Origin of the sequence: Bacillus cereus group sp. MYBK216-1, from assembly GCF_051916495.1 — a bacterium.
In the GTDB taxonomy this organism is placed as follows: Bacteria; Bacillota; Bacilli; order Bacillales; family Bacillaceae_G; genus Bacillus_A; species Bacillus_A thuringiensis_K.
In genome coordinates this window covers 67,551-83,617 of record NZ_JBQAGT010000012.1, presented here as the reverse complement: position 1 = coordinate 83,617, position 16,067 = coordinate 67,551, and the positions used below count along the sequence as shown (strand labels likewise).

The following is a 16,067-nucleotide window of genomic DNA, read 5'->3' as shown; positions in this document are numbered from 1 at the left end:
AAAACTCCTTTCTTACTTAGATTCGTTCAGATACTGCGCTACATACTCTTTTACATTTTTAGAAATTGGATTGGTCGAATGCTTCTCTACATAGTCTAAAATGTTCTTTTGATCCGATATTTGCGAGAATCCTTCAGCTGGTTCTAGTTCTTTCCCTGTTTGTTCTACTTTTTGTCCGACTGCAACAGGAATTACATCTCCAAGCGTTTTTGCACGATTTAAATATTGAAGCTGTTCAGGTGAAACAGCCAGTGTATATAATCGTGTTACCTTTGGCTTTTGTTTTCCTTCTTGTTCCTCTTTTGATTCTTTCTTTTCTAGCACGAAGGCATCTTCTGTATTGCTATCCTTTGCAGCAGTCACACGTACACGTTGGAAAAGACCACCGAATACTACCTTTTCATTGTCTCCTTCTTTTACAACCTGTTTGAAATATAAGTCCACATACGTGTTCGGAATGATACTATTACCTGAACTTGTTTCCAAATCAACGAGTAACGGGAATGCAACTTCTCCATCTTTTAAATTTAAAATGGCAGAGTCAGGTAACTCTTCTTTCTTTACTACTTTGTTTTTAAAGAGATAGCTATTTTCTGTAATGGGCTGCCCATCATTTGTCCACTTACCTACTACTTCTTTTTTATTTGCACGTAATGCATTGGGGGGAATCGCATCACCAGGTAATGTTCGTTCCACTAGCATGTCTTCTTTAATCTCTGTATGCGCAGGTATATCCTTTGCGGCTACAACAATCTTTGTTGGTTTTACTGCATTTTCGACTGCGAAATGATTGTACCCATAGATACCTGCTACAGTTGCAGCAGCTAAACCTACCGCAGCAATCTGCTTCTTTTGAAACTTAGATGGCTTCAATGTTTGTATTCCTCCTTATGTAGCCTTTAAACGCAAAAAAAGGACACACCTATGGCATAATGCGCCTTAGGTGTGTCCTTTTAGCTAATCTAAAGTCTATATGAAAATGTTGGATTTGATTTCTTTAATATTACAATTTCAATATTATGATATATAGAGTTTCATGTCAATCATTTCTAAAAAAAATATTATTTTTACCATTTCAAATCTCTGATCCCAAAACTTAAAAAACCTTAAAAACGTTGTCATATCAAGGTTTTTAAGCTATTAACCCAACTATAAATATGGTATAATGAATATAATGTAACTGAATATTTCAGGGTGGTCGGTTGCTTTCCTTTCTCTTTTATTTTATGGAGAAAGGAGGTGACAATATGGACATTCTTTTCATGATAGCAATTGAACTTCTGAAAGTAATTGCTAGAGAAGTCGCTGTGTTTTTTGCAAAACATATAGGAAAATACCTATCAACGTTTTGGAAAAAAAGACAAAAAAAGCGACGAAAAACGAAAAGAACCACCCAACGCCGCAAACGTACTTGGTGGTTCAATAAAAAATAACTAAATTTTTAGTAACCAACCACCTTGCGGTAGCAGTTACATATGGCGAAGTGTTACCAGCACTTCGTCTTCTTTAGTTTATGCAAAAACTATTATTATAATACTTCTACACATATTATAACATCAACTATAGTACATGTCATGCAGATTTGTTCACGATAGTTGGTAAAAGAGACCAAATTATTATCAAAACGAAATCAATTTTGTTCCTGTTTCAAAATACTTTGCAGGAGCATAACTCTTCCCATTCCGATCCTGAAATTCGCTTCCAATGTATAGCGATACAATTATTGCGACACCCCCCATAATAATCACACGTCTAACACGTTGTTTTTTCTTTTTATCCACTCTAATTTCCCCTTTCTATGAAAAAAAGGCACATCCCATTAAGGGATGTGCCTTTGGTTTATCCATTCAGCTACTAGTTTATGATGGATATATTATTGTGTCGATTCAACCTATTATACAATACTACTTAACTATTTTCTATTCTTCATATAGTACCAGTTTGATAAATCAGTAATAATATGTTCCTTTCCAACCCAGTTCCATCCTGGTGTTTGCACAGGAAATGGAAGATCTGCAAGCACCCTTCTCTTTTTAAAGTCATCGTATGCGACTCCTTTAATTTCTACCTCACTTGTCAGGCACAAGCTCATTTCATTTACACCCGCTGGTTTTGTTTCAACATTGAATGCATATTTCCCATCTTTCGTTTTTAATGGAGCATACCATTTACGTTGGCCATCAATAATTTTTTCTTGACCATCCCAATATAGAGACTTAGTTGGTCTTTTGCTATCGAAAACATGTCCTGTTATTTCAGACATATACATATTTTTAGGTTGGAATCTTGATGCTAATCCAGTATTAGAAATTGCCTCTAAATCTTGTGTTGTTTTTAGCCCTTCATCTGCAAATGGATATTGTGCCGTTGCTGCTGTAAAAACACCAGGATAATTTTCATTCCACTGATTTTTATATGTTCCATTTACTTGATAGGAAAAACCATAGCCACTATGAAGCTTAGAAGGTGATAGATTATCAATACTTCCACTTAATGTTTCATAGAACATTTCTCCCGCTGTATCTTCTTCCGACACACGTCCGCTTACTGTTTCTACTACACCTTTTACACTCGTTACTCCACACATTGCCTTTTCTCTTGAAGGTTCATAAATTGCTGTTTTAATAGGATTATTTTTGTATGTGGTTTCTTCTATATCTAGACGATTACCAGCAGGGTTAATTTCCGCCTGAATGGTTCCCTTCCCTTTATGTTGCCAATCCAAGTTTAGTGTTTTCTTTTCTCCCTCAGTTAATCTTACCTTTTGTAAAGCTACTTGTTGTCCGTTATGTTTTAACACAACTACTGTTTCAGGATTCGTATATTTTTCTTCTAATACATCTAACTTTTTAATTTTATTCTTCTCTTTTTCTAACTTCTGTCTTGCATTATCTAGCTTACTTGCCGCATTATCTAGTTTATTTTCTTCCCAAGAGCAGTCTCTATCATAATAGTGATCCTTTCCCTCAGCATCTACTTCATGAATTGGATTACGGCGACAATAACTTAGGCTGGACTGTGCACTATCTCTATCAGATTCAGAACTATTTACTTCTTGCTGGGACTTATTAATATTGTTATTTACCTTTTCTCTATATTGGTCACGTTCTGGTTTAAAATTATCACGTGATACATCTATTCTTGTTTTTATATTCTTTCCTTCTCTTGCTGTTTCTCCTTCGATTCTGTCACTAGAAAAGTCAATTTTATATTTAAAGTCATCTTCGTCACCTGGATCTGGGTTAGGTGTTACTTCTGTACCGCAGTTGCCATCAACATTAAAGTTTACAGTCTTTTCATTTGAATCCCTTTGAACAGCATCTGTTACTTTAATTTTCGCAGTATATCGCCCACACAATTGCGGCTGCCAGGTTATATCTTCTTTTTTAAATTGCCCTGCATCTCCTTCATTTGGTTTTTGGTTATCTTTTTGTGGAGTTGAACGTAAGTAATTTTCTTGATGATGAACAGTTTCGCCATCTTTTATAATATCAAGAATCCACTTGACTCGATTACGTTCACCTGCAGCTCTTTGATAAGGATTTACTGTTGTTCCATTGGGATCTCGATCGTTATATCCTTTATTTTTACTTACATATTCAAAACCGTTAAATATAAATTTAACAGGTACATCTTTTTTGCTACTAGACACTTTAATCTCTTTTATTTCAGGCTTACTTGTACGTACAAACCACAAATTATATTTATTAGCGTTTCCTCCAGATCCAGCATACCCTCCGGATAAATAGGCAATATCACGAATCCAGTAAAAATCGCCATATACTTTACTTCCTTGATACTGCGAAAGTCTATACTTCAGTATTTCTGCTAAAACAAAATCAGGATTCCCCCAATACTTACTAGCTATTACGTCATCATTAATTCTTTGTACTTCGGTTACCATACGATCTCCTGCAGGAACTGAAGTGTTTAGGTATCCTTCATTAGCAATACGAACAAAAGGTTCTGAGAGTTCTTCATTTTGTACTTTGTTTTCATTTGAATTATCCCAACTAAAAGAACCATTATATACAGCTGGATAATGTAAGTCACTTAAATATAGTGATTCCTTTGCGGCATACCCACTTCCTGGACGATAAAACCTTCCTGGCATTTGCAGTTCTTTTGCTTTCATAAATTTTTCTTCATTCCCATCAAAGAAGGGTACATCACTATTCTTTGCATGTGCCAATGTAGGTAATAACAACAATGCAGACGTACAACTAATTAATAATTTCGTTTTTAATTTCATATCTTATCCCCCTATAAAACAAAAAAGGACACACCTGTACCTTTGGTAGGTACGTAAGGTGTGTCCTTTACGTAATTATCGTAAAATTATTTTATTGTTATATTACGTGTATAATGATATCAAATTTCTCTAATAATAACAACTTTATTTCTTTTCCACTTCAACATACATCATATGTTCCGCAGTTGAGTGTGCAATACGGATTTTAAAATTGTCTTTCTCAAATACTTTTGTTTTTTGTGTATCAATTGCTTCCTGTAACTCATTATCTAAGTTCAAACCACTTAATAATTTCGTCCACTCTTTAGTTAAAGATACTGTAGCTTTGTTGTTATCTAAAAATATAATTTTATAATTTCCTTCATTATCAGATTGCACAACAAATTGCGCTCCAATAGTACCTGCAGGAAGATACATATTTTTATCGAGTAATGATACATCGTTACTAATTTCACTATACTTTAAATTTGTACCGAATCTCCCATTAACCTCTTTTATTATTCTTTGTGCTTCATTCGAAACTTGTTGCTTTACAACTGGCATTTTTTCTACTGCTTCAGGGTAATATTCAATATTCTCTGTGACTAGATTAGAATCCATGCCTGCAGGCAATTGAACATCAGGTTTCGGGTCTGGCTTCACTTCTGGTTTTTCCTCTGGTTTTGTTTCAGGTTTTGGATCTGGCTTCACTTCTGGTTTTTCCTCTGGTTTTGTTTCAGGTTTTGGATCTGGTTTCACTTCTGGTTTTTCCTCTGGTTTTGTTTCAGGTTTCGGATCTGGCTTCACTTCTGGTTTTGTTTCTTTTTCAACTGCATTAATAGAGTTATATAAGAACTGACTATACGCTTCACGTGTTACAAACATTTTTGGGGAATACATATTATCTCCTGTACCAATTGTAACTCCATTTTCCTCTAATGCACTAATTGCACCATAAGACCAAGAATTTTTATCAACATCTGCAAATTTTGATGTTTTCGTTGCCTTAAATTTAAAGGCATTTGTAAGTACTTGTGCCATTTGTTCACGAGTTAAAATATCATCTGGACCGTACTTCCCATCACCAAATCCATTCACAAGTCCTGCTTTAGCAAGTGCCAAGATTTCTTTTTCAAACAAATGTCCTTTAATATCAGTAAAAGGATTTTTGAAGCTAGCATCTGCATCTGCCGGCTTTACGTACATATAAATCATACGAGCAACTTGCCCACGAGTTACATTGTCACCAAAGCCAAAGATATTATTTCCGTACCCTTGCACTACTTTACGATTTGTCAAATTATAAATTGCTTTTGTTGACCAGTGATTTGCTGGAACATCATTGAATTTTAATGAGTCTGTGTTATCAGCTGCTTTCGCTGTAAATGCTCCTGCTCCTAATAAAGATGTACCCATAATTGTTAGTGCTGTTGCTGTTTTTAAAAATTTGTTTGCCATTGTTTGTTCCTCCAAATATATTAGTTTTTTCATAGATTCCTTTATTGTACCGAATTTAAATATAAAATCCAGATAATTTAACATATAAATTTATGAATTAACGTTTTTTTATAACCACTGTTCTATATGGTAAATATTACCATATAGAAATAGGCTTGTAAAGTATTTTTATATATTTATTTTTAAATATATTTTTCTAGCAAAAAAACTACACTTTTCAGTATAGTTTTTTACCTCTTTTTAAACACATTGATATCTTCAACGGAAATAGATTTGTCCCATTCCATCTTTGTTAGCCCATATAGGTGCTTTCACACTATCTATCCCTATCATTTTAAAAATAAAGAAGTGATGTTCAGCTTTTATCTTAAAATTCAATGGCTGATTATGATCTACGCGCCCTTTTGTATATTCATATTTCCATCCATCCATATTCTGCTCTTTCATTTTCTTCTCTATATCAGGAATTAGATTTACGTTTTTCCCTTCATACGTGTACTGAAAACCACCTGTTTTTTCTGCTAATTCTACTGTACTAGAAGCAAAATCATGTGCCTTTATTAACTGCATTCCATACAGTACACCTTCTGGTATAAGAGTTATCAATAGTAAAGAAAGCGTTAGAAAAAGCGCTGTTGTTACTGTATTTTGCATTTCTTACACACCTACTTTTTCTTATTTATTTCACGTTTCCTCCAGCTTTCTTGTTGTCAGAATCTGCTTCATAAATAAATATATGTTTTGCGTTACTCTTAATGCTGCCTTGCTTTTCATCAAATTGTTTAGTATAACTAGCAGCTTCAGCTTCTCCTTCAACCGCAATCATTGCAGGTTGCTCTTGTACAGCATGTACAGAAAACTCTCGTTTTGATGCCGGATCCTTAAATGTTGCATTTTGGTTATAAGACTTTTCAAATTCTTTCTTTGCGATTTCTGGTTCAATAGCAATTTCTTCTTGTGCTCGTAAAACACCTACTTTTACGGATTTATCCATTGCCGTACTTCCAGCACGTTCAAGTGCAGACTTATTATCGGTATGTGTTGTATCTCCAATAATCATATCTGTCATTAAGAATAAACAGCCAACAAATAATAATAATGAGGCGGCACCTATAATAAATTTTTGCATTCCTCTTCATCCCCCTTAACTTTCAGACTTTCGAAATCGAAATCCACTTAAAATGGAACTTTTTTTTGGATTCAACAATTGATTTGGTAGCAGTAGCTCAACTATTTCCTTCAGTATTCCTTCTAGCTCTTTATAATAATTCCGACTAGATAGTAACGTACTGCTATTCAGTTGAGATTCAAACACATCCTCAACATCATATGGTGGTAAAGCAGTTAATAACTTATCTCCAAAACATTCCTCTACTACTTCATGCCTTAAAAGTGCAGGAGAAAACTTATTCCCAATGATCCTCACTTTCTCTAAAGCTAAGTAAGAAACGAGCTTTCTCTCTTTTGGTGTAAGAGGATGCGCTATCTTTAGCAATTGATGCAGATCTGGTTCCGCTACAAAGAATATGTAATCCGCCATTTCACATATCTCACGGTATAAATCTTTATCCCAATCGCTCCCTGCATCAATAATAGATATAGGTGCTTCTTGGTTGGCCAATAAAACCTTAATAAAATGATCAAAGTCTTGCTCTGTCTCGTTTTTCAGCTCTTGGTCCACTATAGGATTCTTTACGATATAATTTATTCTTCCTTGCTTCCATTTTGGAATTGATAATATATCAGATTCCTTCTGTAGCATCTCTTTATACCGCTGCAACATAAATTCACTTCGATAATTTTCTGGTGCTTCTGTATATCCCTTTAATAAAGGATACGTATATCCATCATCATATAGATTCTCTATATAATTCACATCAATCTGTAGTTCATTTAAGTAAGCTGCTAAAAGATGTGAAACAAAAGTTGCACCACTTCTCCTGTTCATGCTGGCCACAACAATTGTTCTTCTCGGAATAGCAATACCGATTTGTTTTTCATATACCGGCTCAAAAGCAAATTTATACTGTTTTTTTATAATAGGTGCTTTTGGCATCTCATCTGGAACAGACTTACGCTTTTGTTTGTTTTTAAATAGTTTGTTGGAATTAGAGGCAGGTTCACTGTTGCCGCCTTCCCCTAATTCACTTGATGCTTCCTCTTCTTCCTCATCAACAGGAACCTCAGGCAACTTTGTTTGTTGTGGTGCCTGACTTGCTCCTACAATTTCCGCTACATTTTTAATATCCGATTCCTGTAACAGCTGCGGGATTACTTTATTATCAATATCAATTTTACGAGAGTTAAAAATGTCATAAATACCTAAATAAATCAGTTTCGCCAAAAACTCATCATCATTTTCACGCTCTGTAAATACCACAATACGAATATCCCGATTAAAGCGAATATCCCTTAATTTCTGTAAGATAATCAATTCACGTTTCTCTTCATGTCCCGCATCAATATTTAATCGTTTGTCATTAATACATAGAATATTGGGCTGTTCCGTATCTAGAATTTCATCTAGATACTTGATGTGCATCACATCACTATCAGCTACTTCAAATCCCGCACCAATAAAATCCTCACGTAAATATGCCGTATATACAGTATCGCTAATAGCTAAAACGATTTTTTTTACCATAGTGAACCTCCTACAAACTCTAACGTTGGATTAAAATCATGTTTTCGATTGGAATTTGCGTCTGAAGATGAACCTTCCCAATAATCTCATTCAGAATATACTCCATTTCGACTTGTTCCATTGAACGTGGAGCCCCAAAATCAGAATTTAGTTTTAGTCGTATTTCTAATCGATCTTGTATCTCATGTAAAGGTGTATCAAGATAAAGAAAGCTGTGGTATAGAACACCATCTTCAATATTTTTTTGAATCATATCCTTTGTTTGATGAATAAATGTAACCTCAGCAACCTCAATAAAAGGATTATCAATGGTTACTTTGCTATTCCAATTTAAAGTCCAAATCTCACAATGCTCTTCCGCATGCACAACAACTCCGTTTACAGAAGGCGTAATTGAGAAGAAACGATCTACAGGAACTTTGGTTAATAAAGTGGTATCACCTTTCACTAATTCAAATCCTCTTTCTAATCGTTCATGTTCAAAAGCATATTCAGCACCACTATATGCAACTTCACAAAATACTTGTTCTAATAATGGACGAATTCCCTCATATGTTCGTATAGCAAACACACTAAATTCCTGTGTTTCATCTGTTCGAATGATTTCGTACAATTCATATTCGGATGCATTTGCTAGGGCAAAAGGAATGTCCTTTATAAAATTCGGATCAGTATATAAATTCTCAGGTATTTGTGTTTCAGGATGATGTATAAACTCTAGACATAATTGATACCCTTTTAAAAATGCATTCTTAACAGCTGCAGGGAATAGAGTTTCAAAACGCTTTACATTATTTTTAAACGTTTTTTCTTTAATTTCGTTATTAAATTCTCTTTCTTGTAATATATTTGCTTTATTTCCTAGTAATAAAAAGTAGTGATTAATAATGCAACTAATATTCTCCTCAAATGCTGCATTGCCCTCACAATACTTTGTAAATCTCTCTTTACTCATGTTTACAATTTCATTCATAGTTCAAATTCTCCCTTTTTTGATATTTATACAAAAAAAAGACACACCGATGGCAGGTTATGTGCCTTCGGTGTGTCCGTTTAGCTAGAAATTAAATCTATTAATTTGTATATTTCTCTTAGTTAATTGTTGTTCACGTATAAGAATACCTCTATGAATTTTAAAAGTCAATAGATTAATTACCCCCTTGGAAACTTATATTTATTCCTTCTTTCTATTTTTCTATGTATCTAATCTAAGAAAATACAAGTAATTAAATATAAATAATGACAAGTATTTTATATACAAACAACAAGAAATATATATAACTAAACTCAATTATTAATTATAAAGGGATTTAGCAAATACCTCTAAAGCCTTGTATTACATACGTTCCTTGCTATTAAGATAAATTCCCTATCGTAATATCCCCAATACAAACAAGCCTCCCATCATATAATTCACAAGTCTATAATAAAATAATTAAGATATTCACAAGTATTGAATTGAATTATAAACACACTGAATCGTATTTAAACGTAGCGTTAGCAGCTTATATACTTGCGTAAAAATGATCGTAGAAATATTTTCCTAAATAAAAAAGCATGTCTTCAAAATAAAGAACATGCCAAATAACCCTTGCTTTTAAGTGATTTTTTAACAAGGGCTGCTGTATTTATTTTTTTAAATTACATAAAGTCAGGATAAACACCATTTTGCTTATAATAATTTATCCTTGCATCGTGTCTTTCTTCTACAGATAAGCTTTTTTCTTTAAAATCCGTCCATGAATCTCTAAACTGTACACGCATAAATGCTGGAATGAACACTCCCCCACTTAGCAAAGCTTGAAGTGGGGGTTTCTAACGTTTCGACCTAACGGACGATTAACGTCAGGGGAGTTAACACATTAGCGAGCTGTTTCACGCCTAACCCCTCTATCCCATTTGTCCATGCATTTGGGATTACTTTTCGTAAAATGTTAGCCGCAGCATTTACATCTGCATTAATTAAAGTTTTATTTGCTGAACGATATATGCCGCGCTTTATTCGTTTTCCTGAAAAAGTTGTATTTTGGTCATTTTCTCCATACGTTGGAATGAAGTCGTTATCCAGAAAACTTGCTTTCGATGTATATGATTCTTCAGTTACAACAACGTGAATGCCTACAGCATTTGCTTTGTATGTAATCATTTGAATCAGTAAATTATGCGGGATATGACAAAACGATTGGTTATTTCTTTTTCCCATATTCGTTTCTTGTTTCCAACTTTTGTTTTGACCAATAACGATTTTACAAACGTCTTCTTCTTGAGCTAGTTTTACGATGTGGTGACTAACTTTATGGAAGACGTCTTTTATTTTCAAGTAACGTTTTTGATGAAGTTTTTCTATCCTTTTAGAAGTAAAAGGTCCTTCATTAGTTTGTTTTCCATTTCTAAGAATACTTGTAAAATGACTCCTCATTTTATTGTAATATTGATTTATGTTTTTGACATGTTTGCCCTTAACAAGGACAGGTTTCATACCTGTGTTTGTTACGATGGTTGCAAGGTTATCAATACCTAAATCAATACTCATATAACGAGCGTTCTCTTCAATCATTTGTTGTTCAGAAGGAACATCAATTACCAATTCCACTACATATTCATTGTATTTTGGAATCACACGAACTTGTTTCAGTTTACCTTCAGTGAAACCTAGTTTCCCAATATTTAATTGCAATTTCGTCTTTGGAAACTTTAAAAATCTACCGTTTTTAATGATGCAATCTTGGTTTGTATACAGAATCTCTTTTTCAAAAGAACGAATATACTTTGGAATCCTAGGCATTCCAGCATATTTGTTTGGATTCTTTTTATAGTCTTTTAAACTAGCAAAAAAAGATTTCCAATTTTGGAACAAACCTTTCATGATGGACTGGCTACATTGCGTAGGCAAAGCTCGATAATCATTTTGAATCATAGCCTTAAATAGTGCATCTAGAAGGTTGTAATCTACATAAGGTTTTTCAAAATTAGGTTCTGAAAACAAATTACATTTAATCTCTTTCTGTTCTTCTTTAGGCTTTAATTTCTCTTTTTCCAATTTCTTCTGATAGGCAAGACGTTGTGTGTCATTCATCTTACCAATATTTTTATGAATATTATCCAGAACTTCTTTTTGCAAAGGCTGCAACTCTTTTTCTTGTGTTAATCCAGTGTACACCTGGCGTATATAAAAGTTTGTGGTGTTGTACATATTCTTAGCGTTATGACAACATTCTTGAAAATAAGAATACATACGATGCCCTTTTTTAATCCAGATTTGAAGAGTTTTATAGTTTGATGGATTTTCCTTTGTCATTTTATTCACCTCCTTGTTAAGGATATTATAGCAAAAACGGAACGTACGTTTCTGTTTTTCTTGAAAATAAAATATTTCTTTCAATTCACCTCACCACCTTCACTTACGTTTAGAGGTGGGAGTCCTCTCGAAAGGCATGATAGATTGCGTGAAAAACAATTTCTTGTCTAAATGCAGTCATTATATTTTCTTTATCTTTTTTTCGTAACGCTTGTCCCATATGCTTTAAACGAGACACTGCTTCTTTTCTGCACTTTGCTATTGGTCTATGTAATTCTTTTTTATCATCCTCTATTACGCAGTTTGAAGAAAACACAACATTAAACTTCTCAATGATGATTTGTTTTACTTGTTTTCTTACACTTGTAATTCGTGATTCATTAGAATTTTTCTCTTTAGAGTCAATTGCAGTAAATTGCACAATAGGTTTTATAATTTCTATGTATTGTCGTACTTTTTTTGCATTACGCTTTAATCTTTCTTTTAAGAAAGCCATTCTTCTTGTGATCTGGAACTCATCAATATTATGTTTATAATGTTCCATACCCACTTTTCTTGAAAAAGTGTTGATTAAATTTAGAAGGAACATAATTCCCCTATTATCACGAGCCTTTACTAGACTACTCAGTATCATTGTTTGGATAAGGTGAAATGGAATACGGAAATACGAAAGAGTTATACCTGACATGTTTGAAGTTTCCGAAGCAGTATGGTTATACAATGCATAATCTACAATTTCATATACAGTACGATTTCCAACAGGTGCTTCTTTTACAAGCTCACGCTCCAAACAAACCTGAAAACCTGTATAAATTGTTGTGTAGGGAATCCCGCTTTTCTTAGCAAGATCCATTATTTGAAATTCACGTGGAATCATTCCTATATCATTGCATTCAAAGTGAAGCAAGATGTAAGTAGCTAAAGCTGAAGATGGTAACTCTTTTCTTTCATTTTCTAGTTTTATGGTGTTTAATAGTCCATCAAAAAACTTACCCCCATGAACTTTAAAGTTCTGTTGGGAAAAAGCCATTTGCGTATGCATAATGTTGCTAACTCCTTTCAAAAGAGCGGAAAAAGGCACTGTCATACCACGGATACAAAATATTACTAATAAAAAAAGTAATATATGTATTATCACGGTAAACAATGCCTAAAAATACGCAAGAAATCCCCTTTTTAATTTGCACAAATACATAAGATACAGTAAAATTATCTTATAATTTCATGCAAAATAAAAAGGTTTATTGGCTTTGTTTACCGCTGTCGATCGGAAATTTCTTTTGGGATTTTTGTGCGGTGTACCACAATGAAGTAGTTGGCGCTACTTCATTGGGCTGATGAACCTTTTTTTGCTTTATTATATTTTATTTTTTTATTATATAAATATTTTATCGTTAATAAATCTGTATCTAAAAAAATACAAAATTATTAAAGTAACTACATCATATATAGTTTTTTCATCGTTGCAAGGTGATTTTCTAAAAGTATGACCTTTGTTAAATAAATATAAATGAAAACTACCACTCAAACACCCCATTGAGCGACGCTCAATCAAAAGTCAATCCAACACAAGTAAGAACAACCTAAATATCCATCGATCAGCTTCCTGATTAACGCTCAATCAACTAAATATTGCTGCAAAAGTGCATACATGGTGCTTTTATAATCACCCCTATAAACAATCGCCCGATTAATCACCAGTCACTTACGCCAGAAAACCAATATTATTTCCAGTAAATCGAGTGGTGATTGAGCGGTTGATTTTATTTTATTAAATGGAGTCTCAATCAGTCAATTAATCACCAGTCAATCGGTTCATCATTTCAAGGTGGCTGATCAGCGAATGATTGAGTGGTTGTTTGTATATGAAAGTTTTAGAGGAAACGAAGTATGCATTTCTAATAAAGCTGATTGATTGGTAAACTATTTTTTAAGGATTAATGTAAAAAGTTCGCATAATAATAGTTTGATTCTACTAATTAAATAGAATGAAACTATTATTAAATAGGAGGATATAAATGGAGAAAATTAATTCGATACCAAAACCTTTTTTCGAAACTTTGGGAGAGCATGGTACAACTTATTTGGTATATGGGTACAGAGTTGCGCAACCTAAGTTATATTTAGGTGAGTTTAATTCATTAAAAGAAGCTAGACGATTCATCTATAAATATGCTTATAATAATCCTCAATGGCTAAATGCAGACGGAGACATTAATGAATATAATAATAAACCATCTAGACCTGAAAGTGATAATAAAAGGTATAAGGGCGTAATTGAAAAAGAATATAAAAAGTATGCCGATTTTAAAGGTTGGAAGAAATAAAATTAGCAAACTCTTTATATTGTAAAATAACAAAGTAAACTATACTTGAGTGCCATGATTATTACAGTTTAAAACAATAGTTGTGAATGAATCATACTTTTTATCGTTTTCCGACAGAAGACTCCTTCCTCAAAAATGTGAAGGTGTGAAACACCAATTTGAGGTGGGCGATGAATGTCAGTTGGCATAAGCCAACATATTTGCTATCATTTACTTGTACAGATTGATCTTCGAAAGCTGAAGAGATGAGGTTGGTTGCAGAAAAACGTTACAACCGTAAAATCTTCAGCGTTCTATCGTCCCATGCTTGCCGAAGTTGCGAAAACCAAGCTAAAGTAGGTAGTGTGGTGCGCCAACGTACAAGATACTTATGTTCTCACCGTAGGGACTACGGGTAGAGCCTGCTAAGATAACTAGTGGATACATTGGTGTTCGCAGGAATCTCCCACTTCAAACAGCCCGTAAGGACGTTAAGTGGTGAGTAGTTCAAAAATGATATTAAATATAATCAAAATAAAAAGACTATCAAAAGATAGTCTTTTTATTTTTTTCCAAAAAGCTTTGAGAAAAACCCGCCTTTTTGTTCAGTATTTTCTTGTCTCTGAGCATTAGCGCTTTTTTGTTCTTGAATTAATCGTATAGTACTCATTAACTTTTCGTCACGTTCCTCTAAACGCTTATTGATTCTATCGAAATTATCCTGACTTTGTTTAGCCACCGCAGCGAAGAATTCCATATTTTGTTTTGTTAATTCTTCAGTTACTTTAGCTGTAACTTCCTCAGTAATTTTTTCAGTCAAAGCTTCTATAAAGTCTAGATTGACCTGCTGTGCTTTAACTAATGAAGTTTCTTTTGGTTCACCATCACCGTCAACATCTTCAGCATAAACATTTCGAATAACCGTCGGATCCATATCTAAAAGCCCAACAATTTCGTGCTTTTTCTTTGACTCAGAATAATAATGTTTAATCTTTTTTACTGTATCAATACTATCCTCATGAACATATTTAAGTTGGCGTTCTTTTTTTATGTTCAAGTACTCATCAAAATCGTTCAACCATCTACGAAGAGTACTTTCAGGAATATCAAGCATGGTTGCTACTTCAGATACGCGATAATAACCATCGCTTAACTGTTCATCAATCATTTGCTCACCACCTAACTATATGATGCTTGTCCTATATACATTATATAAAAATTCTGTAGAAACTAAAAGAACACCTTTGTAGATTGCACAAAATATCATGGTTTTTAACGCTTGATCACTCGATCATTCATTGCTCATTCATTGGATTTTATATCTAAATTCCTATGTTATTGAGCAGTGATTAGTTGAGCGAGCGTGTTTTATTGCTCAATATTTACAAAATCAGCACATCATAGAAGCAATTAATCTACTCTTATGCCAATTAATTTTGCATATTTCTAATTACAAATAAGAGTTATTAGGTAAAAACAAAGGGATATATTATCGTAATTATTACGTTAATTTAACCCGTTATTATTCAGGGTGATATTACGGTTAATATTTCGGAAGTATTTAAAGTATTGATACCAAAAGGTTCTTGATAAAAACGTAGAGATATATTATAGTTAATACATACGATACTTCGGAAGTATATTCCGAAGTATCTACGGTGATTATATCGGGACTAAATCCCTTAATATTTTTATTGCTTTTTGTGTCTATACATAAATTTTGCTTTTTATTAAAGGTGGTGTGAAATTAGTGTCTAATATATCAATGAGCAGCAATGAAATTATTGATGTACTCTGTGAGAATTTAAATGACGGTATTTGGGCTCTACGTGTCCTATATGCTGAGGGAGCAATGCACAAGGAAAAACTTTGGGATTGTATCAATCAGTATCATAAAGAATATCAAATTGAAAATGAGAAAGATTATGAGGGTAAAAAAATACTTCCATCGCGATATGCTTTGGATATTATGACTGCACGACTTGAAGGGGCAGGGTTGATATCTTTTAAACCATTTGGACGCGTTCGAGTTTACGAAGTGACAGATCTAGGTAATGTTTTGATCAAAGAACTAGAAAAAAGAAAAAAGAGTTGAGAAAAACAACTAAAATATATACTTGAGGGAGGATA

14 protein-coding genes and 1 pseudogene are annotated in these 16,067 nt (G+C 33.4%); 3 read left to right on the top strand and 12 right to left on the bottom strand.

Annotated elements, in window-relative coordinates:
• Positions 1-12: 12 nt before the first annotated feature.
• A complete protein-coding gene (cpaB, locus tag ACTFRH_RS26885) occupies positions 13-873 on the bottom strand; it encodes a Flp pilus assembly protein CpaB (RefSeq protein ID WP_000804774.1) in 861 nt (286 codons plus the stop codon).
• Positions 874-1,247: 374 nt separating this feature from the next.
• On the opposite strand from cpaB, the gene ACTFRH_RS26880 reads away from it, so the two are divergent.
• Complete coding sequence (locus ACTFRH_RS26880) at positions 1,248-1,433, top strand: hypothetical protein (RefSeq protein ID WP_000353171.1); 186 nt, start codon at positions 1,248-1,250, stop codon at positions 1,431-1,433.
• Positions 1,434-1,619: 186 nt separating this feature from the next.
• On the opposite strand, the gene ACTFRH_RS26875 is transcribed toward ACTFRH_RS26880, so the two are convergent.
• The 10 genes and pseudogenes from ACTFRH_RS26875 to ACTFRH_RS26830 form a co-directional block, all read right to left on the bottom strand.
• A complete protein-coding gene (locus tag ACTFRH_RS26875) occupies positions 1,620-1,781 on the bottom strand; it encodes a hypothetical protein (protein ID WP_000358428.1) in 162 nt (53 codons plus the stop codon).
• 131 nt (positions 1,782-1,912) lie between these two features.
• The gene (locus ACTFRH_RS26870) at positions 1,913-4,252 is read right to left on the bottom strand and encodes a hypothetical protein (RefSeq protein ID WP_000769806.1); all 2,340 of its coding nucleotides are present in this window, start codon (positions 4,250-4,252) and stop codon (positions 1,913-1,915) included.
• Positions 4,253-4,396: 144 nt separating this feature from the next.
• On the bottom strand, positions 4,397-5,722 hold the full coding sequence (locus tag ACTFRH_RS26865; protein WP_003304298.1) for an S-layer homology domain-containing protein: 1,326 nt from the start codon (positions 5,720-5,722) through the stop codon (positions 4,397-4,399).
• Between the two features lie 225 nt (positions 5,723-5,947).
• Positions 5,948-6,343, bottom strand: coding sequence for a DUF4320 family protein (locus ACTFRH_RS26860; RefSeq protein ID WP_001181739.1), 396 nt, complete (start codon positions 6,341-6,343; stop codon positions 5,948-5,950).
• A 25-nt stretch (positions 6,344-6,368) separates the two neighbouring features.
• Entirely contained in the window at positions 6,369-6,818 is a 450-nt protein-coding gene (locus ACTFRH_RS26855; RefSeq protein WP_001168872.1) for a hypothetical protein, read from the bottom strand.
• A gap of 15 nt (positions 6,819-6,833) precedes the next feature.
• Complete coding sequence (locus tag ACTFRH_RS26850) at positions 6,834-8,333, bottom strand: hypothetical protein (RefSeq protein ID WP_000239327.1); 1,500 nt, start codon at positions 8,331-8,333, stop codon at positions 6,834-6,836.
• 19 nt (positions 8,334-8,352) lie between these two features.
• Positions 8,353-9,306: a hypothetical protein gene (locus ACTFRH_RS26845; protein ID WP_440048843.1), complete on the bottom strand. Its 954-nt coding sequence runs from the start codon at positions 9,304-9,306 to the stop codon at positions 8,353-8,355.
• A gap of 668 nt (positions 9,307-9,974) precedes the next feature.
• Positions 9,975-10,097 (bottom strand): hypothetical protein, encoded by a 123-nt coding sequence (locus tag ACTFRH_RS26840; protein ID WP_277997819.1) that lies wholly within the window; start codon positions 10,095-10,097, stop codon positions 9,975-9,977.
• Positions 10,098-10,161: 64 nt separating this feature from the next.
• Entirely contained in the window at positions 10,162-11,631 is a 1,470-nt protein-coding gene (locus ACTFRH_RS26835) for an RNA-guided endonuclease InsQ/TnpB family protein (protein WP_440048844.1), read from the bottom strand.
• Between the two features lie 139 nt (positions 11,632-11,770).
• A pseudogene (locus ACTFRH_RS26830) lies at positions 11,771-12,673 on the bottom strand (hypothetical protein); the annotation flags it as partial.
• 976 nt (positions 12,674-13,649) lie between these two features.
• On the opposite strand from ACTFRH_RS26830, the gene ACTFRH_RS26825 reads away from it, so the two are divergent.
• A complete protein-coding gene (locus ACTFRH_RS26825) occupies positions 13,650-13,958 on the top strand; it encodes a hypothetical protein (RefSeq protein ID WP_000411523.1) in 309 nt (102 codons plus the stop codon).
• 541 nt (positions 13,959-14,499) lie between these two features.
• Here ACTFRH_RS26825 and ACTFRH_RS26820 read toward each other — a convergent pair.
• The gene (locus tag ACTFRH_RS26820; protein ID WP_000564664.1) at positions 14,500-15,105 is read right to left on the bottom strand and encodes a DUF3967 domain-containing protein; all 606 of its coding nucleotides are present in this window, start codon (positions 15,103-15,105) and stop codon (positions 14,500-14,502) included.
• Between the two features lie 597 nt (positions 15,106-15,702).
• On the opposite strand from ACTFRH_RS26820, the gene ACTFRH_RS26815 reads away from it, so the two are divergent.
• A complete protein-coding gene (locus ACTFRH_RS26815) occupies positions 15,703-16,032 on the top strand; it encodes a hypothetical protein (RefSeq protein ID WP_033690429.1) in 330 nt (109 codons plus the stop codon).
• Positions 16,033-16,067: the final 35 nt, after the last annotated feature.

Excerpts from the sequence above, each read along its gene's own strand:
- ACTFRH_RS26880 (WP_000353171.1), top strand. The coding sequence starts at position 1,248 with ATGGACATTCTTTTCATGATAGCAATTGAACTTCTGAAAGTAATTGCT.
- ACTFRH_RS26870 (WP_000769806.1), bottom strand. The coding sequence starts at position 4,252 with ATGAAATTAAAAACGAAATTATTAATTAGTTGTACGTCTGCATTGTTG.
- ACTFRH_RS26865 (WP_003304298.1), bottom strand. The coding sequence starts at position 5,722 with ATGAAAAAACTAATATATTTGGAGGAACAAACAATGGCAAACAAATTT.
- ACTFRH_RS26860 (WP_001181739.1), bottom strand. The coding sequence starts at position 6,343 with ATGCAAAATACAGTAACAACAGCGCTTTTTCTAACGCTTTCTTTACTA.
- ACTFRH_RS26855 (WP_001168872.1), bottom strand. The coding sequence starts at position 6,818 with ATGCAAAAATTTATTATAGGTGCCGCCTCATTATTATTATTTGTTGGC.
- ACTFRH_RS26850 (WP_000239327.1), bottom strand. The coding sequence starts at position 8,333 with ATGGTAAAAAAAATCGTTTTAGCTATTAGCGATACTGTATATACGGCA.
- ACTFRH_RS26845 (WP_440048843.1), bottom strand. The coding sequence starts at position 9,306 with ATGAATGAAATTGTAAACATGAGTAAAGAGAGATTTACAAAGTATTGT.
- ACTFRH_RS26840 (WP_277997819.1), bottom strand. The coding sequence starts at position 10,097 with ATGCGTGTACAGTTTAGAGATTCATGGACGGATTTTAAAGAAAAAAGC.
- ACTFRH_RS26835 (WP_440048844.1), bottom strand. The coding sequence starts at position 11,631 with ATGACAAAGGAAAATCCATCAAACTATAAAACTCTTCAAATCTGGATT.
- ACTFRH_RS26825 (WP_000411523.1), top strand. The coding sequence starts at position 13,650 with ATGGAGAAAATTAATTCGATACCAAAACCTTTTTTCGAAACTTTGGGA.
- ACTFRH_RS26820 (WP_000564664.1), bottom strand. The coding sequence starts at position 15,105 with ATGATTGATGAACAGTTAAGCGATGGTTATTATCGCGTATCTGAAGTA.
- ACTFRH_RS26815 (WP_033690429.1), top strand. The coding sequence starts at position 15,703 with ATGAGCAGCAATGAAATTATTGATGTACTCTGTGAGAATTTAAATGAC.